26 protein-coding genes and 1 pseudogene are annotated in these 20,024 nt (G+C 69.8%); 6 read left to right on the forward strand and 21 right to left on the reverse strand.

Going from position 1 to position 20,024, the window contains the following annotated elements; translation table 11 throughout:
* Window positions 1-52 precede the first annotated feature (52 nt).
* From DZA62_RS33935 to DZA62_RS33945, 3 genes are all read right to left on the reverse strand, one after another.
* Window positions 53-751 carry a peptidase C69 family protein gene (locus DZA62_RS33935; RefSeq protein ID WP_116953408.1) on the reverse strand — a complete coding sequence of 233 codons (699 nt, stop codon included), beginning with the start codon at window positions 749-751 and terminating at the stop codon, window positions 53-55.
* Between the two features lie 287 nt (window positions 752-1,038).
* Complete coding sequence (locus DZA62_RS33940; protein WP_116953409.1) at window positions 1,039-1,620, reverse strand: dihydrofolate reductase family protein; 582 nt, start codon at window positions 1,618-1,620, stop codon at window positions 1,039-1,041.
* 66 nt (window positions 1,621-1,686) lie between these two features.
* Window positions 1,687-2,526, reverse strand: a complete 840-nt coding sequence (locus DZA62_RS33945; RefSeq protein ID WP_116953410.1) for a helix-turn-helix domain-containing protein — start codon at window positions 2,524-2,526, stop codon at window positions 1,687-1,689.
* 318 nt (window positions 2,527-2,844) lie between these two features.
* On the opposite strand from DZA62_RS33945, the gene DZA62_RS36140 reads away from it, so the two are divergent.
* The 4 genes from DZA62_RS36140 to DZA62_RS33965 all read left to right on the forward strand — a co-directional run bounded on the left by DZA62_RS36140 (window position 2,845) and on the right by DZA62_RS33965 (window position 5,534).
* Window positions 2,845-3,150 (forward strand): hypothetical protein, encoded by a 306-nt coding sequence (locus tag DZA62_RS36140; RefSeq protein ID WP_157988092.1) that lies wholly within the window; start codon window positions 2,845-2,847, stop codon window positions 3,148-3,150.
* Window positions 3,151-3,217: 67 nt separating this feature from the next.
* Window positions 3,218-3,988 (forward strand): ABC transporter ATP-binding protein, encoded by a 771-nt coding sequence (locus DZA62_RS33955; RefSeq protein ID WP_116953412.1) that lies wholly within the window; start codon window positions 3,218-3,220, stop codon window positions 3,986-3,988.
* Entirely contained in the window at window positions 3,985-4,743 is a 759-nt protein-coding gene (locus DZA62_RS33960) for an ABC transporter permease (protein ID WP_116953413.1), read from the forward strand. Before DZA62_RS33955 ends, DZA62_RS33960 begins: the two co-directional genes overlap by 4 nt.
* Window positions 4,744-4,757: 14 nt before the next feature.
* Window positions 4,758-5,534: a MerR family transcriptional regulator gene (locus DZA62_RS33965; protein WP_116953414.1), complete on the forward strand. Its 777-nt coding sequence runs from the start codon at window positions 4,758-4,760 to the stop codon at window positions 5,532-5,534.
* A gap of 492 nt (window positions 5,535-6,026) precedes the next feature.
* Here the strand turns inward: DZA62_RS33965 and DZA62_RS33970 are convergent, their stop codons facing one another.
* The 10 genes from DZA62_RS33970 to DZA62_RS34015 are packed head-to-tail and all read right to left on the reverse strand — an operon-like array spanning window position 6,027 to window position 13,968.
* A complete protein-coding gene (locus DZA62_RS33970; RefSeq protein WP_198664498.1) occupies window positions 6,027-6,932 on the reverse strand; it encodes an amidohydrolase family protein in 906 nt (301 codons plus the stop codon).
* Complete coding sequence (locus DZA62_RS33975) at window positions 6,929-7,810, reverse strand: fumarylacetoacetate hydrolase family protein (RefSeq protein WP_116953415.1); 882 nt, start codon at window positions 7,808-7,810, stop codon at window positions 6,929-6,931. The genes DZA62_RS33970 and DZA62_RS33975 overlap by 4 nt, the downstream gene beginning before the upstream one ends.
* Entirely contained in the window at window positions 7,810-8,190 is a 381-nt protein-coding gene (locus DZA62_RS33980) for a RidA family protein (protein ID WP_198664499.1), read from the reverse strand. The genes DZA62_RS33975 and DZA62_RS33980 overlap by 1 nt, the downstream gene beginning before the upstream one ends.
* 40 nt (window positions 8,191-8,230) lie before the next feature.
* Entirely contained in the window at window positions 8,231-8,728 is a 498-nt protein-coding gene (locus DZA62_RS33985; protein WP_116953417.1) for a cupin domain-containing protein, read from the reverse strand.
* Window positions 8,718-9,809 carry an Ldh family oxidoreductase gene (locus DZA62_RS33990; protein ID WP_116953418.1) on the reverse strand — a complete coding sequence of 364 codons (1,092 nt, stop codon included), beginning with the start codon at window positions 9,807-9,809 and terminating at the stop codon, window positions 8,718-8,720. The genes DZA62_RS33985 and DZA62_RS33990 overlap by 11 nt, the downstream gene beginning before the upstream one ends.
* Window positions 9,806-10,483: a GntR family transcriptional regulator gene (locus tag DZA62_RS33995; RefSeq protein WP_116953419.1), complete on the reverse strand. Its 678-nt coding sequence runs from the start codon at window positions 10,481-10,483 to the stop codon at window positions 9,806-9,808. The genes DZA62_RS33990 and DZA62_RS33995 overlap by 4 nt, the downstream gene beginning before the upstream one ends.
* 2 nt (window positions 10,484-10,485) lie before the next feature.
* Window positions 10,486-11,274, reverse strand: coding sequence for an ABC transporter permease (locus DZA62_RS34000; RefSeq protein ID WP_116953420.1), 789 nt, complete (start codon window positions 11,272-11,274; stop codon window positions 10,486-10,488).
* Entirely contained in the window at window positions 11,271-12,068 is a 798-nt protein-coding gene (locus DZA62_RS34005) for an ABC transporter ATP-binding protein (protein WP_116953421.1), read from the reverse strand. The genes DZA62_RS34000 and DZA62_RS34005 overlap by 4 nt, the downstream gene beginning before the upstream one ends.
* Window positions 12,065-12,871, reverse strand: a complete 807-nt coding sequence (locus DZA62_RS34010; protein ID WP_116953422.1) for an ABC transporter permease — start codon at window positions 12,869-12,871, stop codon at window positions 12,065-12,067. The genes DZA62_RS34005 and DZA62_RS34010 overlap by 4 nt, the downstream gene beginning before the upstream one ends.
* Window positions 12,871-13,968, reverse strand: a complete 1,098-nt coding sequence (locus tag DZA62_RS34015) for an ABC transporter substrate-binding protein (RefSeq protein ID WP_116953423.1) — start codon at window positions 13,966-13,968, stop codon at window positions 12,871-12,873. Before DZA62_RS34015 ends, DZA62_RS34010 begins: the two co-directional genes overlap by 1 nt.
* Here DZA62_RS34015 and DZA62_RS37760 point away from each other — a divergent pair.
* Window positions 13,967-14,128 (forward strand): annotated as a pseudogene (locus tag DZA62_RS37760) (hypothetical protein); the annotation flags it as partial. The gene DZA62_RS34015 and the pseudogene DZA62_RS37760 overlap by 2 nt on opposite strands.
* A 132-nt stretch (window positions 14,129-14,260) precedes the next feature.
* On the opposite strand, the gene DZA62_RS36620 reads toward DZA62_RS37760, so the two are convergent.
* From DZA62_RS36620 to DZA62_RS34055, 7 genes are all read right to left on the reverse strand, one after another.
* Window positions 14,261-14,536: an ATP-binding protein gene (locus DZA62_RS36620; RefSeq protein WP_116953424.1), complete on the reverse strand. Its 276-nt coding sequence runs from the start codon at window positions 14,534-14,536 to the stop codon at window positions 14,261-14,263.
* Entirely contained in the window at window positions 14,529-15,398 is an 870-nt protein-coding gene (locus DZA62_RS34030; RefSeq protein WP_116953425.1) for a metallophosphoesterase family protein, read from the reverse strand. Before DZA62_RS34030 ends, DZA62_RS36620 begins: the two co-directional genes overlap by 8 nt.
* Before the next feature lie 37 nt (window positions 15,399-15,435).
* The gene (locus tag DZA62_RS34035) at window positions 15,436-16,086 is read right to left on the reverse strand and encodes an HAD family hydrolase (protein ID WP_116953426.1); all 651 of its coding nucleotides are present in this window, start codon (window positions 16,084-16,086) and stop codon (window positions 15,436-15,438) included.
* Window positions 16,086-16,652 carry a dihydrofolate reductase family protein gene (locus tag DZA62_RS34040; protein ID WP_116953427.1) on the reverse strand — a complete coding sequence of 189 codons (567 nt, stop codon included), beginning with the start codon at window positions 16,650-16,652 and terminating at the stop codon, window positions 16,086-16,088. The genes DZA62_RS34035 and DZA62_RS34040 overlap by 1 nt, the downstream gene beginning before the upstream one ends.
* Before the next feature lie 47 nt (window positions 16,653-16,699).
* A complete protein-coding gene (locus DZA62_RS34045; protein ID WP_116953428.1) occupies window positions 16,700-17,185 on the reverse strand; it encodes an SRPBCC family protein in 486 nt (161 codons plus the stop codon).
* Window positions 17,182-17,535: an ArsR/SmtB family transcription factor gene (locus tag DZA62_RS34050; protein WP_116953429.1), complete on the reverse strand. Its 354-nt coding sequence runs from the start codon at window positions 17,533-17,535 to the stop codon at window positions 17,182-17,184. The genes DZA62_RS34045 and DZA62_RS34050 overlap by 4 nt, the downstream gene beginning before the upstream one ends.
* Window positions 17,536-18,052: 517 nt before the next feature.
* Window positions 18,053-18,622 carry a TetR/AcrR family transcriptional regulator gene (locus DZA62_RS34055; protein WP_116953434.1) on the reverse strand — a complete coding sequence of 190 codons (570 nt, stop codon included), beginning with the start codon at window positions 18,620-18,622 and terminating at the stop codon, window positions 18,053-18,055.
* 104 nt (window positions 18,623-18,726) lie between these two features.
* On the opposite strand from DZA62_RS34055, the gene DZA62_RS34060 reads away from it, so the two are divergent.
* Window positions 18,727-19,635: an alpha/beta hydrolase family protein gene (locus tag DZA62_RS34060; protein ID WP_116953430.1), complete on the forward strand. Its 909-nt coding sequence runs from the start codon at window positions 18,727-18,729 to the stop codon at window positions 19,633-19,635.
* 94 nt (window positions 19,636-19,729) lie between these two features.
* On the opposite strand, the gene DZA62_RS36625 is transcribed toward DZA62_RS34060, so the two are convergent.
* Window positions 19,730-19,960 (reverse strand): 2Fe-2S iron-sulfur cluster-binding protein, encoded by a 231-nt coding sequence (locus DZA62_RS36625; protein ID WP_116953431.1) that lies wholly within the window; start codon window positions 19,958-19,960, stop codon window positions 19,730-19,732.
* Between the last annotated feature and the right edge of the window lie 64 nt (window positions 19,961-20,024).

Consider the following 20,024-nt stretch of genomic DNA (forward strand, 5'->3'; position numbering starts at 1 on the left):
CGAGCCTCGATGACGAGGCGGCCACAAGGACCGTCCCACGCCTGAGCTGACCTCAGGACGACTCGAGCAGGCCGGCGATGCAGGCAGCCGGTGCGGCTGCCGGCGAGGCGCCGTCGCCGTGCGCCGTGATGGTGTGCTCGTGCTGCAGCTGTGCGACGGTCAGCTCGAGGATGGGGCGGTCGCGGCGCTCCATGACCTCCGCCGTCAGCAGGGCCAGTTCGTCGGCGGACAACCGTCCACCGGCGAGCAGTCGCTGCTGGATCGGCGCCCAGGCCGCCTGCGCCATGGGGGTCAGCAGCACCGGCCCGCGATCGGTGACGTACTGGAGCTCGCGCATGGCCCACCACGCGGAGTCGTGGCTCGGGTGTTGGTCACCGGTCTCCAGGGCCGGCGGCAGCGGCAGCTCGTCGGCCGCCAGTTCCACCACCATGCTCGCGGCCGTCGACCCCTGCGCGATGCCGGGGTGCAGGCAGACGGTGCGCTGCAGCGGCGCCCCGTCGGGTGGGGGCGCGTTGACGGTGCCGGACGCGAAGTGGTCGCGCAGGTAACGCATCATGCCGGGGACGCTGAACTCGTCGTTGTCCGCCAGCAGCCGGCAGCCGACGCCGAAGCGTGGCTCGGTCCAAGGGCACGACTCGCGGTCCTCGTAGGCGGCCCGGAAGTCGAGCTTGGTCGGCCTGGGTGCATCGGGTTCGGTGCCGCGGCCGATCTGCTGGCCACCAACGCGCTCTTCGGTGCCCTCGGCGTTCATGGGGAGAGCATCGCGATCGGCCGACGCTGCGCCAGCCTCTCGAGTCGATCTTCAGAGTGCTGTCGCACATCCCGCCGGCGTATCGGCGCCGGCCGGCGCCGGAGGCCGGCGTGGTTCACCGAGGCCGAAGCGGCCTGGCACGCGGCGGAGGACTACACCGCGGTGCTCGTGCGCACCCTGGCTGCCCGGGCCTGACGATCGCGCACCACCTCGGTACGCCGGGCTGCCCGGCCACGAACAGCGATGCGCAGATGCAGCCGGAGGCCTCGTGTACCCGCTCCGATCGGTCAACGGCGCACCCGATAGCGCACGTGAAGCACCCGGTCGCCCTGAAGCACCACCTCGGGATCCTCCAACAGGTGCTGCGCGTGGACCGACCCGAAGTAGCGCTTGCCGGACCCGAACACGACGGGTACGACGTCCATGCGCACCTCGTCGACCAGGCCCGCGGCAAGCACCTGGCCACCGACGTCGCCGGCGGCGACCTCGACCATGCGGTCACCCGCAAGCTCCCGCGCCTTGGCCACGGCTGCCTCGACGCCGTCGACGAAGTGGAACGGCGCCTCGGGGTCCCAGCCCTCGGGCGCCGGCCGGTGCGTCACGACGACCACGTGGTCGATCCCGGCCGGAGGCTTCCCGTCCCAGCCGTCCGTCAGGTCGAAGACGTGGCGGCCGGCGACCGTCACCCCGATCTGGTCCCAGTACGCCCGGGTGTAGTCGTAGGACACCTGCGACACCTTCAACGCGCCGCTCTCGTCCAACGGGACGTCACCGCTGGTCAACCAGTCGAACAGCGGCCCGGGCTGGTCGTGCTCGTCCGCGATGAAGCCGTCCACCGACACCGAGCTGTACATGACCACCTGGCCCATGGGGCGCTCCTCTGCCTTGGAATGCCCCCAAATTAACGCGTCGTGAGCTGTCGCTCTTGTAAGAAATCAATCGGCCGGCAGCGGCCAGCCGTCCAGCGTGTGGCCGGGATGTTCGCGCAGGAACCGCCGCCGGACCTCGACGTACCGGGTCGGCGTGAGCCCGGTGAACGCCCGGAACTCGTGGCCGAAGTGGGCCTGGTCGAAGTAGCCCGCGCGAGCGGCGACGTCGCCCCAGTCGATCGGTTCGGCGGGGTCGATCGCAAGCATGGTGGCGGTGAAGCGTTGGGTGCGGGCCAGCCGCTTCGGCGTGACGCCGACGAGTTCCTTGAACCGCTGTGCCAGATGAGTGGTGCTGACACCGGCTGACACGCTCAGGCCGCCGATCGTCACCGCCCCGCTGGTCGCCGCGATGACGCTGCTCGTATGGCGGACCAGCCCCAGCCCGGCGGTCTCGCACAGCCGTCGCAGGAGCTCCTCCTCGAGCAGCGTCATCATCTGGTGCGGTCCGTCCGCCGTGGCCAGCCGGTCTCGCAGCTCAGCAATGGCGCGTCGTCCCCAGACCTGCTCGATCGTCACCGGCCGGTCACACAGCTCGGCCGCGGGCATCGGCAGGAACGGCGCCAGCCCCCATGGCTTGACGTGCACGCCGACGGACCGGGTCCGGAGCGGATAGCCGAACTCCCACGCGCGGGTGGGCGTGGTGATCATGCAGCCGTCGACGTACTCGCCCGTCTCGATGTCGGTGCCGGCGCGGATACGGAACGGCGCCCCGAGGTTGACGATGAGCAGCGCCGACGGACTCGGCGGCAGCGTCAGCCGGGCGTACGGAGGCGCACCCTCCAGGTAGTAGAGGTCGTCGATCAGCCCGTCCAGCGGCGGTCGCGGCGCTCTGGACACGTACTCCATGCCCACAGCATGGCCGATGTCCCGCCGACATCGTCCAGCGCCGGTCGAACCTATCCGGCGGGAGGTGGAGTTCGTCGGTGGCGTCGGGCGCCGAACCGGAGGATGTGGAAGGTCAGGGAGGGCAGCAGCTGGGCCAGATCCTCAGCGGTCATCCGTGCCCGCCGCCCGGAGCCGGCGAGGAGCCGCGGCAGCGCCACGGTCCGCATCACACAGGAGGGGTACGAGACCCTCATCGATCCGACGGACGTCGCAGCCGGCTGTGTCACGCGGTTGCGGTCGCGCGCTCCCGAGACCTGGATGGTGCCGGAGGAGAAGCGGATGCACGAGCCGATCGTCGACGACGAGCTGTTCGAGGCCGTGCATCGGCGACTGCACGGAGGCCGACGGGCGCGCAGCACCCGACGCCTCAGGCTCAGTGCCTACCCGCTGTCCGGGCTGGAACCGCTGCCGGGCCCGCACCCGCAGACCAACAGGGACCCGCAGATCGGACCTGCAGGTAGCGGCAACGAGCGGCAGCGAAGTAGCGCCGAGATCGTTCTCATGGTGCGGGCGGCGGGGACCGCTCGCGTACGCCGGCGCGGTCAGGGTCCCAGAGATCGGCCGCCGGCGAGCACGCCGGCTTGACCTTGACGTCGGGTCAACCCTCCATCCTGGCTCCCGGCACCACGGAAGCAGAGAAGGAGGTGGTCCCATGGAGATCGAATCGACCATTCGCGTGCGAGGTCTGAAGAAGTCCTACGAGAAGCTCGACGTGTTGCGCGGCGTCGACTTCGACGTGGCACCGGGCAGCGTCTTCGCCCTGCTCGGATCGAACGGGGCGGGCAAGACCACGGTCGTGCGGATCCTCGCCACACTGCTCAAGGCCGACGCGGGGACGGCCGGCGTCAATGGCTTCGACGTCGCGACGGAACCGGAGCGGGTGCGAGAGTCCTTCAGCCTTACCGGACAGTTCGCGGCCGTCGACGAGATCCTCACCGGACGGGAGAACCTCGTGCTCGTCGCCCGGCTGCGGCACCTCGACGACCCGGGCGCGCTCGCGGACGACCTGCTCGACCGCTTCGGGCTGGCCGAGGCGGCGACGCGGAAGGTGGCGACCTACTCGGGTGGGATGCGCCGCCGGCTGGACATCGCGATGAGCCTCATCGGGAACCCGCCGGTGATCTTCCTGGACGAGCCCACCACCGGGCTCGACCCCGAGGGCCGCCTCGAGGTGTGGCAGACGGTCGAGCAGCTGGCCGGGCGTGGCACGACGGTCCTGCTCACGACGCAGTACCTGGACGAGGCCGAGCGACTCGCCGACCGGATCGCGATCCTCCACCAGGGCCGCATCATCGCGAACGGCACCCTCGACGAGCTCAAGAAGCTCCTCCCGCGCGCCAGGGCCGAGTACGTCGAGAAGCAGCCGACCCTGGAGGAGATCTTCCTCACGATCATCGGCACGAACCACGAGGAGCAGAGATGAGCACGTACTTCTTTGCCGACACGGCCGTCCTCACCGGACGGACTCTGCGTCACGTCACCCGCAGCCTCGACACGATCATCACCACCGCGATCATGCCGATCGCCATGATGCTGCTGTTCGTCTACGTGTTCGGCGGCGCGATCGAGACCGGCACGGGCTCCTACGTGACGTACATGCTGCCCGGCATCCTGCTCATCACGGTCGCCTCCGGCATCTCGTACACCGCGTTCCGGCTGTTCACGGACATGAAGGGCGGCATCTTCGAGCGATTCCAGTCGATGCCGATCGCCCGCTCCGGCGTGCTGTGGGCGCACGTCCTGACCTCGCTGGTCGCGAACCTCATCTCGCTCGTGATCGTCGTGGGCGTCGCCCTGCTCATGGGCTTCCGCTCGAGCGCCGGGGTGACGGCGTGGCTCGGGGTCGCCGGCGTCCTGGTGCTGTTCACGCTCGCGCTGACCTGGATCGCGGTCATCCCCGGCCTCTCGGCGACGTCGATCGAGGGCGCGAGCGCGTTCTCCTACCCGCTGATCTTCCTGCCGTTCCTCAGCTCGGCGTTCGTGCCCACCGACACCATGCCCGGCCCGGTGCGGTGGTTCGCCGAGAACCAGCCGGTGACGTCGATCGTCAACACGATCCGCGACCTGTTCGCCCAGCAACCGGCCGGCGACGTCTGGATCGCGCTGGGCTGGTGCGTGGGCATTCTCGTCGTGGCGTACGGCTTCGCGATGGCCGCCTACCGGCGGAAGGTCGCCTGAGGCAGGCTGGGGCCATGCTCACCATCAGCCGGCTCGCGGCGTACGCGGGGGTGACGGTGCGGGCGGTGCGCCACTACCACCGGATCGGGCTGCTACCGGAGCCCGAGCGCGACCACTCCGGCTACCGGGTCTACGACGCCGCCGCGGTCGTGCGGCTGATCCGCATCCACACCCTGGCAGCGGCCGGCGTGCCGCTGGCCAGGGTGCAGGAGCTCCTCGACGCCGGCCCGGACGAGTTCGCCGCCGGCGTGGAGGAGATCGACAAGGAGCTGCGCGCCGAGATCCGGCGGCTGCAGGGCACCCGCAGACGGCTCGCCCGGCTGGCCGCCGGGGACCACCTGGCGCTCCCGCAGAGCGTCGTGGACTACCTCGACCGCGTGCGGGGTCTCGGCGTCGAGGAGCAGTACATCGAGATGGAGCGGGATGCCTGGATCATGGTCGCCGCTCAGGTGCCGCACCTGATCGACGCCGTCATCGCCAAGAAGCACGAGGACCTGGACGACTCCGACATGGTGAAGCTCTACAGCTACCTCACCGGGGTGGTCGACTGGACGGTCGACGATCCCCGGGTCGTCGAGATCGCCGACCTCCTGGATCGCATGGTGACCCGCGCCGTCGAGGCCGGCGAGGTGGGCGACGACGGCCTCGACGACCGGTTCGTCGACCTGCTGGACGCGACGTTCCTGGAGTCCTCGCCGATCGCCGAGCTCCTGCTCACTCTCCTGGAGGAGCGCGGCTGGAAGGGCTGGACCCGGGTCGAGCGAGTGCCGGGCGGCCGAGCCGGGAGCTAGAGCGTGTCTGCTTCGCGAAGCGCTGGGACTCTGCTACCAGGAGTACACGACGTCGAAGCCGACGACGTCGACACGCTCGCCACCTACGACCATCCAATTCCTCCGGGACGTCGCGGCGATCACCTCACGCGATCGGCGCCGGCCGGGTGACCTGGGTCGGCACACTCCCCAACGAGCCTGCTGCGGCTGCGCTGCTGCCTTGGGCGCTCGACGAACGCCGTGTCACCACCATCAGCTCCATCTGGGACGACATCCCAGCCCAGGTGAGCATCCACAGTGGCGTCACCCAGACCCGCGGCAGGTGATTTTCGTGGGAGCGACCGGGTGCGCGGCTCGTGGCGCCGCCCTCCTCTGCGATATCGCGGCATCGCGTCCGCCGCCGCCAAGGACGACGGGCACGTGATGTGTCCTGGCCGGCTGGCCGATGAACACGGAGATGTCGTCGGTGTTCCCGGTGATGGCGACAGACTGATTCTCGCCGGCAGGTGCGAGTCACAGACGGTGGTCGAAGACGCGTGCCGCCCCGTGTTCGATGCGTGCGCGTAGCGTGGCCGGCAGGTTGGCGAGAACCGCTCGGGGGTCCGGGGTTCCCATGGGGAATGGCCAGTCGCTGCCGAGGGTGAGCTGGTCTGGGCCGAAGACCGCCGCGGCCAGTTCGACGACGCGCGGATCGTGCGAGAGCGTGTCGGTGGCGAGTCGTCTCAGTGCCGCGCTGGGCGCCTCGGCCGCGGGATCCAGGCCCGGCCGGTTGGTGTCGTGTCCGCGTTGCCACCGGCCCGCGAGTGCCGGCACGGCGCCGCCGCAGTGGACGAGCAGGATCCGCAGGTCTGGCAGGCGGGTGAGGACCCCGCCGAACACGAGCTGTGCCGCGGCGACCGCTGTCTCGACCGGGTTTCCGAGGAGGTTGGCGAGGTAGTACTCGCGCAGGCGTGGATCGGCGGAGTCTCCGGGGTGCAGCAGCATGGCGGCGCCATCGTCGGCGAGCCGTCTCCATAGCGGTTCGAGAGCGGGGTCGGCCAGGCTGGCCGACCGGCCGCCGGCCGACGCCGACGCACCGACCCAGCGTGGGTCGGTGCGTCGGCGCTCCCATTCCGCGAGCGCCACCGCAGGCTGATCCAGCGGCAGGTACGCGAGTGGGCGCAGGGCGGCGTGCTCGGCGACGCGCCGGAGCAGGCCGTCGTTGACCGTCGAGACCCAGGCCGCGGACGCCGTTTCGTCCTGGCCCTGCCGGAAGTACGGGGGAGGGATCGACACGATCGCGGCGTCGAGTGCGTTCACGGCCAGGTGGGACGTGAGCGCGTCAGGATCGTGCAGTGCGGCGGGCACCGCCGGGGCCGGCACGTCGTCGGGCAGCATCGGGGCGAGGTGGGTGTGGGCGTCGATCACCGGCAGGCTCACAGCGTCGTCCTCGCCACGCGGTTGCGGAGCTCGCCGAGCGGGCCGCCCAGCGTCGTGATCTCGTTGCCGTCGGCCAGGAACACCTGGGGTTCGCGGGCGTTGCCGATGCCGGCCGGCGTACCGGTGAGCAGGACATCCCCGGCCCGCAGCGTCATTCCCCGGCTCAGCTCGGCGATCAGGCGCGGAATCGTGAAGGCCATCTGAGCGACCGTCGCCTCCTGCATCCGCCGGCCGTCGAGGTCGCACGCGATCGGGAGGGCGTCGACCTCGTCGATCTCGTCCACGGTCGTGAGCCACGGGCCCAGCGGCATGGTGCGGTCGATCGACTTGCCCTTCAGCCACTGGCCTCCGTGCGCGCGTTGCAGGTCGCGCTGGCTCACGTCGTTGGCCAGACAGAACCCCACGATGTGCTGCCAGGCGGCTGCTTCGTCGATGGATCGGCCGTCCTGACCGATCACGACGACGATCTCTGCCTCGTAGTCCCACTTCGTCGAGAGCTCCGGGTCGAAGGCGATGTCGTCGTAAGGCCCGATCACCGTGTCGGGGCCCTTGGTGAAGAACGTCGGGTGCTCGGGCGGCGCGAGCGGGTCCTGGCCCTCCCGTTTGCCGCGGGACTCCTCGAAGTGATCCCAGTAGTTCCAGCCGGTGCACAGGATGTCGCGGCGGAAGCGGGCGAGTGGTGCGAGCAGCGGCAGCGAACCGGCCGGATGGGGCATTCCCGAACCCACTGCCGCCGCGATCCGTGCCCGGTGCTCGTCGTCGCCGCGGACGTAGTCGTCGACGTCGCCGAGTTCCTCGGGCAGGACCTCGAGAGCACCGTCTGCTGCGACGGAGGCGAGCCGTGGACGGTCGGCCAGCTCTACGCGTGCCAGCCGCATCAGTTGCCGACCGCCGCGATCGCGTTGATCTCGATGAGGTATTCGGGCTTCACGAAGCCCGACACCTCCACCATCGTCGATGCCGGTGGATCCGCGGTGAAGTACTGGCGGCGTACGGCGTGGATGGCCTCGAAGGCTCCGATGTCGCGTACGTACACGTCGAGGCGCACGAGGTCGTCCAGCGTCCCGCCCGCGGCAGTGACGGCCGCGCGCAGGTTACGGCACACCTGGTGCGTCTGCTCCGTGATGTCGCCGACCCCGGCGATCCCGCCGTCGGCGGTCCGGGCCGTCATTCCGGAGATGAACAGCAGCTTCGCCGGGGCGGTGACCAGCACCGCCTGCGCGAAATGCCCGTTGGGGGGCGCCAGCTCGCCGGACACGATCGTCTGACTTGTCGATGTCGTCATATCGCTCTCCGGGTCAGTTTGCGTCGTCGGGGGAGGAGTACCACTCGGGCTGCGTCGGGTAGTGCGGGCCGTCGTAGACCTCGAGCAGCACGGTGTCCTCGTGCGCGAGCGTCGGCCCGTGGGCGCTGCCTTCCGGGTTCCAGTAGAACGAGCCCTTCTCGAGGGTGATGCCGGACGGGAGATAGCTGTAACGGCCCTCGAGGCAGAACATGAACTGGTTCGACGCGTGCGCATGCCGTGACGGGATTCCGCTGCCGGCGGCGAACCGGACGAGTGCGATCGACGCTCCGGTCCGGTCGTTGCGCCAGAGCATCTTCTGCGAGAGGCCGGCGAGCGTCTTGTCGATCCAGTCGAGGTCGTCGACCTGCAGCATGATCTCGCGGAAACGCGCGAGCGCGACTCCGGACGCGTCGGCGACGGGATCGCCGACGCGTCCGCTGTCGCCGGCGGCACCGGAGTAGGCCGCCGGTGCGGACAGGTTCTCGTCCGCGGGCCTCTGGTCATCGGACATGGCTGTCTCCTTCCTGGAACACGGTGGAGGCGGTCCCGAACTCCTCCGCGGCGGCGGCGAGGGCACGGAGCGTCGCCGGTGAGACCGGCACACCGATCTCAGCGCTGCGGCGGGCCGCCTCGGAACTTCCATCGCCGGGCAGCCGGACCGGGGCGGATCCTGGCGCGCGGGTACTCGACCGAACACGATCGGCGAGGAGGGTCGATCCCCGGCGGAACTCGGTCGCGCCCGGAAACCGGCTGGGATCGAGCGCGATGAACGTGTGCGACGACCCGTTGGGTGCGGTGACGTCATGGTAGAGGCCGGCCACGTCGGTGGTGATCGCACCGCCGGAGAGGGCCCCGGTCAGCAGCTCGACCATGAGGGCGAGGCCGAAGCCTTTGCGTCCGCCGGTGGGCAGCAGCATTCCCTTGATCGCCGCGGCCGGGTCCGTGGTGGGCCGGCCCTCGTGGTCGGTGGCCCAGGTGGGCGGGATCGCCGTGCCCTCGGCCTCGGCGTTGCGGATCCGTCCGAGGGCGACTTCTGACAGGGCGAGGTCGACGACGACGGGCGCACCGGCCGTTGGTGCCGCGAACGCGAGCGGATTGTTGCCGACGACGGGCTCCGCGCCGCCGGGAGCAGGCATCAGCGGGCGGGTGTTGGCCATCGCGATCCCGATGAAGCCGGCGTCGGCCGCGCGCCGTGCGTACGCGCCGGCCGCGCCGAAGTGGAATGCGTCGTGGACCGTGACGACGCCGACACCGAAGCCCGCGGCTTTCGTGACGGCGAGGTCCATGCCCTGTCTGGCGCTCAACTGCCCCAGCATCCGCTCCGCGTCGAGCACGGCGACCGCCTGCTCGTCGCGGACCACCCGGGCGCGGGTCGCGGTCGAGACCGAGCCGGCGCGTAGGCGCGCGAGGTACATCGGCGTGAGCATGACGCCGTGCGAGGCGATGCCTCGGGCGTCGGAGTCCACCAGGCTGGTGGCGACGTCGTGGGCGGCCGCCGTGCTGAGTCCGGCGGCCGAGAAGAGCTCGCTCACGGCGTCGACCAAGTCAGTGAGCGGAAGGTAGCGGGTCAGAGGGATCTCCGGTTCGGTCATGGTGCCGAGGCGCCGCTCGGGCGTCGGCCCTGCCGGGCGAGCATGCCCGACTCGATGCGTTCGGCGGCGGTTGTCAGATGCTCGGTGAACGCGCTGGCAGCGGTCTCTTCGTCGTGCGCGATGCAGGCCTGGAGGATGCGTTCGTGTTCGCGCCGCGTCCGCTCGAGGTGCTCTGCGGTGAAGTGAGTGCCGAATCGGTAGCGCTCGCTGTTGCGCCAGACGGGCTCGATGGCGCGCGGCAGCCAGCGTGACCCGCATGCGCCATAGATCGCGAAGTGGAACTCGGTGTGCGCTGCGCGGGCGCCGACGGCATCGCCCGCCTCGACGGCAGCGACGAGTTGGTCGAGAGCGGTGCGGCTGGCCGCCGCTGCGACGTCGTCGAAGCGCTGCGCGGCTTGGCGCACCGCGATGGTCTCGAGGGTCAGGCGTGTCGCGGTGGTGTCGCGGAAGTCGTCGAGGTCGAGTTCACGCACCCACGCCCCGCGATGCGCGATGATCTCGACGATCCCGAGACTCTCGAGCTTGCGCAGCCCTTCGCGAATCGGCATCGGGCTGGTTCCGAGTCGCTGCGCGAGGTCGATGAGGCGGATGGGCTGTCCGGGCTCGAGCTCGCCGGTGATGATCATCTCGTGGATGTGCGCGGCGGCTGCTTCTGACATCGTGCGGTGCTCCATCGTCAGCCCTCTCGATTGTGTCGCAGGATCAGTGGCCCTATCGCGCTCGCCGTGCCGACAGCAAGGAGCGCGAGCAGCACGATGAACAGGATGACGGCGTAGAGCTGATCCATACTGAACGCGGTGCCGTAGGTCTTCACCAGCCCGCCGAGGCCGACGATGGCGATGAGGACCTCGCCGTTGATGAGGCCCTTGACACCACGCGCGACCCCCAGCCGGACGCCCTCCAGCAGATACGGCGTCGCCTCGACGATGCGGATCTGCCGAAGCACTCCCCAGCGGGTCGTGCCGAACGACCGTGCCATCTCCAGCCGCGCCGGATCGGCCCGGCGGATGCCGCTGCTGGTGTTGACGATGACCACCCAGATGGAGAACAACACGACCGTCGCGATCCGTGTCTCCGGTCCGATGCCGAACAGCAGCATGAGCAGAGGCACGAACGCGATGATCGGGGCCGACATCCCGGCCTTCACATAGAGGTCGAGCAGGGCGTCGACGGTGGGCGACAGCCCCATGGCCAGCCCGATGACGGTGCCGGCCCCGATCGAGATCGCGAGCCCGATGCCCAGCGTCGTGAGGCTGGTGCGCAGCGGCTCGATCAGAGTGCCGTTGGTCAGGAGTTCACCGAAGCGCGCCGCGACATCGGTCACCGGGGGAACCGCGATGAAGGCCCCGGTCCGGCCGACGAGTTCCAGGACGACCAGGACCACCGTGAGCGACACCAGGAACGGGACGACGCCCAGGAACCGCGTGCCGAGCCGGCGAACGGGACGAGTGGTCGTGAGGCTCATGCGGCGTCCTCGTTCGCGATCATGCCCCGAAGCCGGTCCCAGACCGCGCTGGTGAGTTCGGCGAACCGGGCCGTCGAGCGGATCTCCTCGGTGCGGGGCCTGGGCAGGTCGATGGGCAGCACCTCGCGTACCCGGCCAGGGCGAGGCTCCATGATGACGACCCGATCGGACAGGAACACCGCCTCGTCCATCGCATGCGTGACGAACAGCACGGTCATGTCGGTGTCGGCCCAGATGCGGAGAAGGTCGCTCTGCAGCAGCAGCCGCGTCTGCGCGTCGATCGCCGAGAACGGTTCGTCCATGAGCAGGACGGACGGGTTCACGGCAAGGGCGCGGGCCAGACCGACCCGCTGCTGCATCCCGCCGGAGAGTTGACTCGGGTGCTTGTCCTCGAAGCCGCCGAGCCCGACACGTTCCAGGTGCTCGCGGGCGATGCGCCGACGCTCCTGGGCCGCGACACCGCGCTGCTTGAGCCCGAACGCCACGTTGTCCTCGACCGTGAGCCAGGGCAGGAGCGCGAAGCTCTGGAACACGACGGCTCGTTCCGGGCCCGGCCCGCTGACTCGCCGTCCCAGGACGGAGATCTCGCCGCGGTCCACGCCGATGAGCCCGTCGACCATCTTGAGCAGGGTGGTCTTGCCGCACCCGCTCGGGCCGATGATGCTGACGAACTCACCTGGCGCGATGCTGATGTCGACGCCGTCGAGCGCGCGCACCGGCGGGCCGCCGCGAGGGTCGAGGTAGTCCTTGCCGACGCCGTCGATCGCGATGGCCGGAGTGGCGAATTCGGTCATGTCCGAGCTCCGTTCCAGGAGGAGAGGCGCCGCTCGACGGCACCGACCATCGTGAGCAGCAGGATTCCCTCGATGACGATGACCAGGGTGATCGCCAGCACCGTGGTGACATCGAACCGCCCTTGCGCATCGGTGATCAGGCTTCCTATGCCGGCGCCGACGAGTGCGAGCTCGGCCACCACCATGCCGATGAGCGCCTGGCCGAGGCCCACCCGGATGCCCGTCATGAACGCGGGCACCGCAGCCGGCAGGACGACTTCGCGGAGCACGGCGAGCCGGCTCGCGCCGAAGCTCCGTGCCATCTCGACGAGCGACGGGTCCGTGGACCTGACGCCGACGGCGCCGTTGACGGCGATGTACGCGAACGCGAAGAGGAAGACGACGATGACGCGGGCGGCGAGGCTCAGCCCGAAGACGATCTGGATCACCGGAAGGAACGCGATGACGGGGACGGCGATGAGCACGCTCAGGTAGGGGCGGACCGTGAGAGTGACCAGGCGCGAGCGCCCCATGGCGATCGCGAGCGGCACGGCTACGGCGAGAGCCAGCGCGAAGCCGAGCAACAGCGCCTGGTTCGTGCCCCACACCGCCGTCCAGAACGCCGGCGTCGTGACGAGATCGCCCAACGTGGACAGCGTCCTGGTGAAGCTCGGGAACCCGAGGCCCGTCTCCGTGCCCGCGAGTTGCCAGGTCGTCAGCAGCGCGGCGAGCGAGACGACGCGGAGGATGACGGGGCGAGCTTGCGACCGGATACGGGTCGACCGTCGTTCCGTCACGGCACTCGGCAGGGTTGCCGCCGACATCAGCCCTGAGCCTGGTTTGCGGCGTCGAGATACGTCAGATCCACCGCGCCTTCGGGCGTCACCGACGTGTATGCCTCGCCATCGGCGTCGAAGAAGTCGATGGTGGACTGGACGTCGTCCTCGCCCAGGCCGCCGTCGACCGGCCAGGACTCCGCCGAGACGAAGGCATCGACGACTGCCGGGAGCAGGTCAGGATCGACCTCCGGCAACAGTTCCGCGGCCTTGTCGACGAGGATCGACGGGTCGGCGTACACGTCCCGGTAGACCTCGAGGTGGGTGGCCACCCAGGCCGTGGCGAGTTCGGGATTGGCCTCCAGCCACTCCGGCGTGGCGGCGAAGGCGCCACGCATGATCGGCAACGTCGTGGTGAAGTCCTCGACGATCACGAACTCTCCGGGGCGTTCCGCGTTGAGCAGGGTCCAGTCCTGCAGGTCGATGGGACTCGCGTCCATCTGACCCTGCAGGAGGGCGGCGAGCCGGTTCTCGCTGCCCTCGACCACCGTGATCTGGGGCGCAGCGGCGGGGCACTCGTTCGCGAACCACTGGACGGCGAGCTGCCCGACGAAGGACGCCTCCGACTGGATGCCGACGACCTTGCCGTCGAGAGATTCGCAGTCGGGAAACTCGGCGCGCGAGACCATCACGAACTCGTTGGTGTTGCCGGCGAGGAAGAACTTCGCCGGGAGCCCCTGGTCCATCAGATCCATGACCTGGGCGATGGCGGCGATGTCGACCTCGCCCTGAGCGAACGCCTGCAGCTGGTTGGGGTTGCCGCCCAGCGCGACGGCCTCGACCTCGAAGCCCTGTTCGGCGAGCCGATCGATGGCGATGGCGGTCGGCAGATAGGCGATGGACCAGCCGCTGAAGCCGAGCGTGGCCGACGTGCCGCCGCTGCCGCCGGACTGCTCGGTGGGCTGGTCGTCGCCGCCGCAGCTCGAGAGCGCGAGGGTGCCGGCGAGGGCGGCCGCCGCGATGCGGGCGCCTCGCAACCAGACGGAGCCCGGGTGGGAGGGAGAACTCATTGCCGTGCCTCCTCGGTAGAATTTGGTCAAATATAGTTGATCAAATCTGGTTGGCAATACCTTGGCCGGAGGCATGCGGCGGCCGCGCCACTGCGCGAGTTCGGGTCGAGGTGCCGCCGGGCACCGCCGGGTGTGCGGTGCCCGGCGACGTCGGGTCACCGGGTTCGACGGGATCCTGGCCGGTGAGCTGCACGCCCCGGCGCTGACGACCGTGCGCCAGCCCAGGGAGGCGATCGGCCGGCTGGCCGTGCGCATCCTGGCCGGGGCGCTGGCAGGCGAGGCCGACGCAAGACCACCCGCTTCGTCGTACAGGGAGCGGCCGTTGCGTCTGCGGCCGACTTCAGTGCGCCGGAGGTCCTACGGTCCGCTAACGACCTGCTCCACGTCGGCGCATCGGCGAAACGACGCCGGTGACACTCCGTCCAGGTCTGCCGAGATCGAGCACGCGGACACTGGGCGCCCGCATGAGGACGAGCGCGCCGGCCGGCCGGTCGGGCGTGCCCGGCTGGTAGGTGACGTCGCCGTCGTGAGCGCGGGCGAGCTCCTTGGCGATGAACAGACCCGAGCCGGTGCCTTGTGCGCCGTCGCCGGTGCTGTCCGCGATGGTCAGGTGCCGCTGTGTCGGATGATCGCCGTCAGTCACGGCGGATCCACGGCAGGTCCGAGGTGTCGACCAGGTACACCTCCTGCCCGGCCTGCGGGTCGCGGGCGTGGAGCAGATGGAAGGCCGGCGAGAACGGACCGCCGAGATCGACGACCGTGGCGCTCGCACCTTTGACTCCGCGGACGAGGTGGCCGGGCGCGGTGAGGTCGATCCGGGTGACCACCCCTGGCGTCACCCACACCGGGATGCCGGCGAGATTGCCGGACAGCTGCAGGTGGTAGTGACCGCAGAGGACTGCCATGACATCTGTGCCCGCGATGATGGCGCCGAGCTGGGCGGCGTCGTGCAGGCCGGCGGCGACGACGAAGGCCGACGTGCTGACGTGGACCGGCGGATGGTGCAAGGCGATGACGGTCCCTGCCGGAGCGGGTTCGGCGAGCAGGCCGGCGAGCCACTCCAACTGCGCTGTGGAGAGCCGGCCATGCGTCTGCCCGGGGATCAGGCTGTCGAGGGTGACGATGCGGACACCGTCCCGCATGCTGACGGCGGCGCACTCCGGACCGTTGATCTTGGCGTCGGCGTACTGGTCGCCGCGGTGATCGAGATGCCCGGAACCGAACACCTCGGCGAAGGCGGTGCGGTCGTCGTGATTGCCGGTGGTGTAGACGTGCGGGACCGCCCGCCGCTCGGCGAACGCGCCGACGCGTTCGCGCACGCCGAGACAGCCCTCCACTGATCCGTCGTCGGCGACGTCGCCCGTCACCAGGACGAGATCGATGTCCTGCACATGGCGTGCGTCGTGGAGGATCCGTTCGAGCGCGGAGATCGTGTTCACCCCGTACTCGTCGAACCCCGACGCGGTGACGTGCGTGTCCGACAGGTGCAGGATGCGAAACCCCATGGTGTGTCCCCTGACGTCGAGGCGGTCGAGTGGTGGGTCACGGACGGAAGATCGCGGCCATGCCTTGCGGGTGCGCTACGCAGACGTGGTGGGCCGGCCGGGTCAGCCGGCACCGTCCGCGCTCGGTCCAGGCGGCATGGACCGACCGGGTTCCGGCGCCGTCGGCCGCCTCGAGGTCGGTCCAGCTGTCGCCGACCATCAAGGTGTTCCCTGGCGAGACGCCGAACCGGCGGCACAGGTCGAGGAGTCCGTCGGGCCTGGGCTTGGACGGCACTTCGTCAGCCGTTGTCAGCGCGTCGATCCGTGCGTCGAGGCCGGCCCGCTGCATCACGTGCTCGGCGTTGCGTCGTGTTGCGTTGGTGAGGACGCCGACGGACACGCCCGACGCTCGCAGCTCGGTCAGCAGGTCGTCGATGCCGGGGAAGAGCCGGACTCGGGCCATGGCGGTGGCGAGTTCGTCGTAGAAGCACTCGAGCGCCGCGGGAACCAGGCTCGCGTCCTCGAGGAAGTGGCCCAGCAGGACCGGGCTGGGACCCATGTGCCAGGTCGCGACGATCTCGTCCTCGGCGACCTCGCGCCCGCCGATCTCACGTATCGCCGCCGCGTAGACCCGGGGCAGGGCGCCGAGAGTGTCGACGAGGGTCCCGTCGAGGTCGAATACGACAGCGTCGACCGGTCGCTGCGGCATCAGGCGTCAGCCCCGGTTCGCTGGTAGCGCAGCGCGGCCATGCCGCACTCGAATCGCTGGGCATGTGCCAGGTCGAAGCGCTGGTAGCCGTCGCGCGGGAAGACCGGCAGGCCGGTGCCGATCGAGGTCGGGTTCACGATCAGGTTCAGCTCGTCGACCAGCTGGTTCGCGATCAGCGCCGCGACGAGCGTGCTGCCGCCGTACGTGATGATCTCACCGCCGTCCTGCGCCTTGAGCCTGCCGATGCTGTCGGCCACGTCGCCGCGGGCGATGACGGCGTTCTCCCAGGGCGGTTCGGTCAGTGTGTTCGAGGCGACGACCTTCGACGTGTTGTTCATCCAGTCGATGGTGTCGTCGGTCTCGCCCTCCGGCCGCGACGCCCATGCGGGGATGAATCCCTCGGCGAGCTTGCGTCCCAGCACGATCGTGTCGACGTCGTGTTGCACCTCGTCGAGGTAGGCGGTGAGGTCGTCGGTCCACGAGGAGGTCGTCCAGTCCATCTCGCCGTTCGGCCCGCCCATGTAGCCGTCGGCGGTGACCTGGACCTGCAGCTTGAGCTTGCGCATGATGGGATCGCCGTTCCTTCGATATCGGTTCGTGGTGCACTGGTGTGTCAGGTGAGCAGCGCGTCCATCCGGCCGATGGTGCCCGCGAAGATCTCGATCGCGCCGAGCCCGTCCAGCTCGTCGAGCTGATCCCGCGAGTCGAAGGTGGATCGGACGACCATGCGGGTCCTGCCGTCGTGCTCGGTCAGCTCCACCTCGACGGTCGTCGTCGAGGCGGGGTCGGTGATCGGCGTGCCATCCGGCGTCGCCCACCCGTCGACGAACTCGAGCCTGGCCGGGGCGTCGGCGACGGTGATCCGCCACCACCCTCGCGACGTCCGGCCGTCCGGCCCGGTCATCGTGTAGGCGGACTCCGCGCCCGCGGCGAGCTCGTTCCGCTCGAAGCTCGCGGGATGGGTCGGCGGACCCCACCAGCGCTCCAGCTGCCGCGGGTCGGCCCACAGCTCCCACACCCGTTCCCTCGGCGCGGCGAGCTCCGCGACGATGACGACGGTGAGGGCGTCGTAGTCCTTGTCGACGCTGATGACGGTCATGGGTCCTCGGTCTCTTCCTGCGCCTGCTCGAGCAGTGCGGCCATCCGGCCGATCCGGCCCAGCCACGCCGCCGCGAGTTCGTCGAGTGCTCGTCGCGCCTTCTCGACGGCTTCCGGGTCGGTGTGGACGAGCTGCTCGCGACCGCGGCGCTCCTTCGTGACGAGTCCGGCCCGCTCCAGCACGGCCACGTGCTTCTGCACCGCGGCGAAACTCATGGGATAGGCCTCGGCCAGCCGTGACACCGACAGGTCGTCGCGGCCGCAACGACGCAGGATGTCCCTCCGCGTGGCGTCGGCCAGTGCGTGGAACAACCGGTCCACGGCTTCGTCGGACAACTCTTCTACAACCATTTGGTTGTAGGTTAGCGGAGTGTCGGCCGTCCGTCGACCGCGACGCCTGGAGCCGGCGATGCGATGAACCAACTCCGCGCCCGGTCAGGGGACTACCTGACCAAACGCGGAGGATGTTCCAGATGACTGTCCGAGGGGGACTTGTCCACGTCCCCCCCGCAGGCTGTGTTGGACCCAACTGCCTGACCTGCAGGGTTCAAGCTGCGAGTGCGGATGGGAGCCGCGACCTCCGCGGTGGCGATGCGCGAATCTGTGTCGTGGTCCAGGGGAGTGCGTGGGGCGCCGGGTTCAGCGGATCGTCCATGTGCATCGTCGTTTCGTTCTCACCAGACCCACTCGGCCGCACGCCACCGCAGGCTCGCCGCATCCGCATCCCGAGGCGTCTCCCGTTCACATCGCCCCGCTCGACGTGGGTGATCGTGCGGGGACTCCCGAGAGCATCCGCCTCACGTTGCGACTTTGCGCAGTGGACAGAGACCGGCGTAGCGGGTGCGGGCGGCACGGGCGCCGTCCGTAGTCATGCCGTGTTGCGGCATCCCGTGAGGAGGAGGGCGACCATGCACTTTGCGTCGGCCTGATCGTAGTCGGGGCCAGTGATGCAGAGGTTTCCGATGGCGCGCATGAGCGTGTAGGCGGTGACACCGGGGCGAAGTTCGTCGTCGGCGGCGCAGGCGTCCAGCAGCGTCGCGCAGGCCGGGACCAGGGTGTCGAGCATGAGGGCGTGGAGGTTCTCCAACCCCGGATCTCCGGACCCGAGCGCCGCGCCGAGGCCGTGCTTGGTCACCAGGAAATCTACGAACGCATCCGTCCACAGGGTCAGTGCGGTGAACGGCGAGGCGGACTCCCCAAGGAGCCGGGGCGCGAGAGCAGCGCAGGCGTCGATCTGGTGCCGATAGACGGCGATGACGAGGTCCGCGCGGGTCGGGAAGTTCCGGTAGACCGTGCCGACGCCGACGCCGGCGCGTTCGGCGATGTCACGCACAGGCGCCTGGACGCCCTGCTCGACGAAGACCCCCGCGGCAGCCTCCAGTACGCCGCTGCGGGTGCGCTGCGCCTGTGCTTGGCGTACCCCGGCCGACTCCGGCACGGAGACCTCCCTTTGATCGCGGAACAATGTTCCGCTAAATTTGGCGGAACGGCGCTCCGTCAAATTATGGCAGAGCCGTTCCACAGAGAAAGCGCAGGTCTCCCATGTCTTCCCTCCCCTTCGGCCAGCAGATCGTCTCGGTCAAGCCCATCCCCGTTCCCGCACCTGGCCGCGGCATCGACCTGCAGGTGAAAGTCACCGCTCCTCGGTCGGGTCAGAACCTGCCCGTGATCGTCTTCTCCCACGGCAACGCGTGGTCCTTGGACGGGTACGAGCCCCTCGTCGACCGGTGGGCCGCCGCCGGATTCGTCGTGGTGCAGCCCACCCACCTGGACTCCCGCCGCAACGCCATCGGCTGGGACGACCCGCGCTTCGCCACCATCTGGCGCGTGCGGATAGCCGATCTCCACGCGATCCTCGATAACCTCGGCGACATCCTCGCCCAGGCCGGCCTGGAGAGCCGCGTCGACCATGAGCGCACCGCCGTGGTCGGCCACTCCTGGGGCGCCCAGACCGCGGGCGCGATCCTCGGTGCCCGCGTATTCGACGCCGACGGCGTTCCCGGCGAGGACTTCTCCCACTCCGCGGTGTCGGCCGGCGCGCTGATCGCCGCGACCGGAACCGGCGACACCCTCACCCCGTTCGCCGCCGAGAACCTCCCGTTCATGAAGCCGGACTTCTCCACCATGGCCACCCCGGCCCTGGTCATCGCGGGCGGAAAGGACCAGTCGCAGCTCTCCACCCGAGGGCCGGAGTGGTTCACCGACGCCTTCCACCTCAGCCCGGCCTCCAAGAGCCTGCTCACCATCGCCGAGGCCGAGCACACCATGGGCGGCATCGCTGGCGAACGGGTCGCCGAGACCAGCGACGAGGACCCCGCCCGCGTCGTACTCCTCGCCGACGCGATCTCCGCATACCTCCGCGCGGCGCTCGGCATCGACCACGTCGAGTGGACCGCCCTCGGCAGCACCGCGGAGGACGGCGAGGGTACGTGGAGCATCGCCAGCAAGTAGGCCCAACCGAACGTCGGGGGATGCTCGGCGCCGAACGGTCTAGCAGAAGAACGCCTCGGTCTGACTGGTGAGGGGCGGCGGTGCTCGGAGCGGATCACAGGAGCAAGGCGATGTCGCCCCGGCCACGGCTCACCCATGTGGCGAGCAGCCCGCGCGCGCGTTCGTCGTCGGAGAGGCAGCGGTCGCGGTGGTCGATCTCCCCCTGCGCCGCTTCGATGACGCAGGAGCCGCACACGCCGCCTTCGCACGAGTAGTCGACCGGCTCACACCCATCGAATACGAGACCATCAACACCACTAGGTCGCACTCGCCGCCTGAGACCCACTCACCTACTCGTGCATCAGACCCGATGTGGGGCCCGTCCGAGGACGGTTCCGTTTCGGCGTTCT

Source organism: Jiangella endophytica, from assembly GCF_003427025.1.
Taxonomy (GTDB): Bacteria; Actinomycetota; Actinomycetes; order Jiangellales; family Jiangellaceae; genus Jiangella; species Jiangella endophytica.

Bases quoted from the DNA above. Each gene is read 5' to 3' on its own strand.
- DZA62_RS33935 (WP_116953408.1), bottom strand. From the start codon at position 751: ATGAACGCCGAGGGCACCGAAGAGCGCGTTGGTGGCCAGCAGATCGGC.
- DZA62_RS33940 (WP_116953409.1), bottom strand. From the start codon at position 1,620: ATGGGCCAGGTGGTCATGTACAGCTCGGTGTCGGTGGACGGCTTCATC.
- DZA62_RS33945 (WP_116953410.1), bottom strand. From the start codon at position 2,526: ATGGAGTACGTGTCCAGAGCGCCGCGACCGCCGCTGGACGGGCTGATC.
- DZA62_RS36140 (WP_157988092.1), top strand. From the start codon at position 2,845: ATGCACGAGCCGATCGTCGACGACGAGCTGTTCGAGGCCGTGCATCGG.
- DZA62_RS33955 (WP_116953412.1), top strand. From the start codon at position 3,218: ATGGAGATCGAATCGACCATTCGCGTGCGAGGTCTGAAGAAGTCCTAC.
- DZA62_RS33960 (WP_116953413.1), top strand. From the start codon at position 3,985: ATGAGCACGTACTTCTTTGCCGACACGGCCGTCCTCACCGGACGGACT.
- DZA62_RS33965 (WP_116953414.1), top strand. From the start codon at position 4,758: ATGCTCACCATCAGCCGGCTCGCGGCGTACGCGGGGGTGACGGTGCGG.
- DZA62_RS33975 (WP_116953415.1), bottom strand. From the start codon at position 7,810: ATGCGGCTGGCACGCGTAGAGCTGGCCGACCGTCCACGGCTCGCCTCC.
- DZA62_RS33985 (WP_116953417.1), bottom strand. From the start codon at position 8,728: ATGTCCGATGACCAGAGGCCCGCGGACGAGAACCTGTCCGCACCGGCG.
- DZA62_RS33990 (WP_116953418.1), bottom strand. From the start codon at position 9,809: ATGACCGAACCGGAGATCCCTCTGACCCGCTACCTTCCGCTCACTGAC.
- DZA62_RS33995 (WP_116953419.1), bottom strand. From the start codon at position 10,483: ATGGAGCACCGCACGATGTCAGAAGCAGCCGCCGCGCACATCCACGAG.
- DZA62_RS34000 (WP_116953420.1), bottom strand. From the start codon at position 11,274: ATGAGCCTCACGACCACTCGTCCCGTTCGCCGGCTCGGCACGCGGTTC.
- DZA62_RS34005 (WP_116953421.1), bottom strand. From the start codon at position 12,068: ATGACCGAATTCGCCACTCCGGCCATCGCGATCGACGGCGTCGGCAAG.
- DZA62_RS34010 (WP_116953422.1), bottom strand. From the start codon at position 12,871: ATGTCGGCGGCAACCCTGCCGAGTGCCGTGACGGAACGACGGTCGACC.
- DZA62_RS34015 (WP_116953423.1), bottom strand. From the start codon at position 13,968: ATGCCTCCGGCCAAGGTATTGCCAACCAGATTTGATCAACTATATTTG.
- DZA62_RS34030 (WP_116953425.1), bottom strand. From the start codon at position 15,398: ATGGGGTTTCGCATCCTGCACCTGTCGGACACGCACGTCACCGCGTCG.
- DZA62_RS34035 (WP_116953426.1), bottom strand. From the start codon at position 16,086: ATGCCGCAGCGACCGGTCGACGCTGTCGTATTCGACCTCGACGGGACC.
- DZA62_RS34040 (WP_116953427.1), bottom strand. From the start codon at position 16,652: ATGCGCAAGCTCAAGCTGCAGGTCCAGGTCACCGCCGACGGCTACATG.
- DZA62_RS34045 (WP_116953428.1), bottom strand. From the start codon at position 17,185: ATGACCGTCATCAGCGTCGACAAGGACTACGACGCCCTCACCGTCGTC.
- DZA62_RS34050 (WP_116953429.1), bottom strand. From the start codon at position 17,535: ATGGTTGTAGAAGAGTTGTCCGACGAAGCCGTGGACCGGTTGTTCCAC.
- DZA62_RS34060 (WP_116953430.1), top strand. From the start codon at position 18,727: ATGTCTTCCCTCCCCTTCGGCCAGCAGATCGTCTCGGTCAAGCCCATC.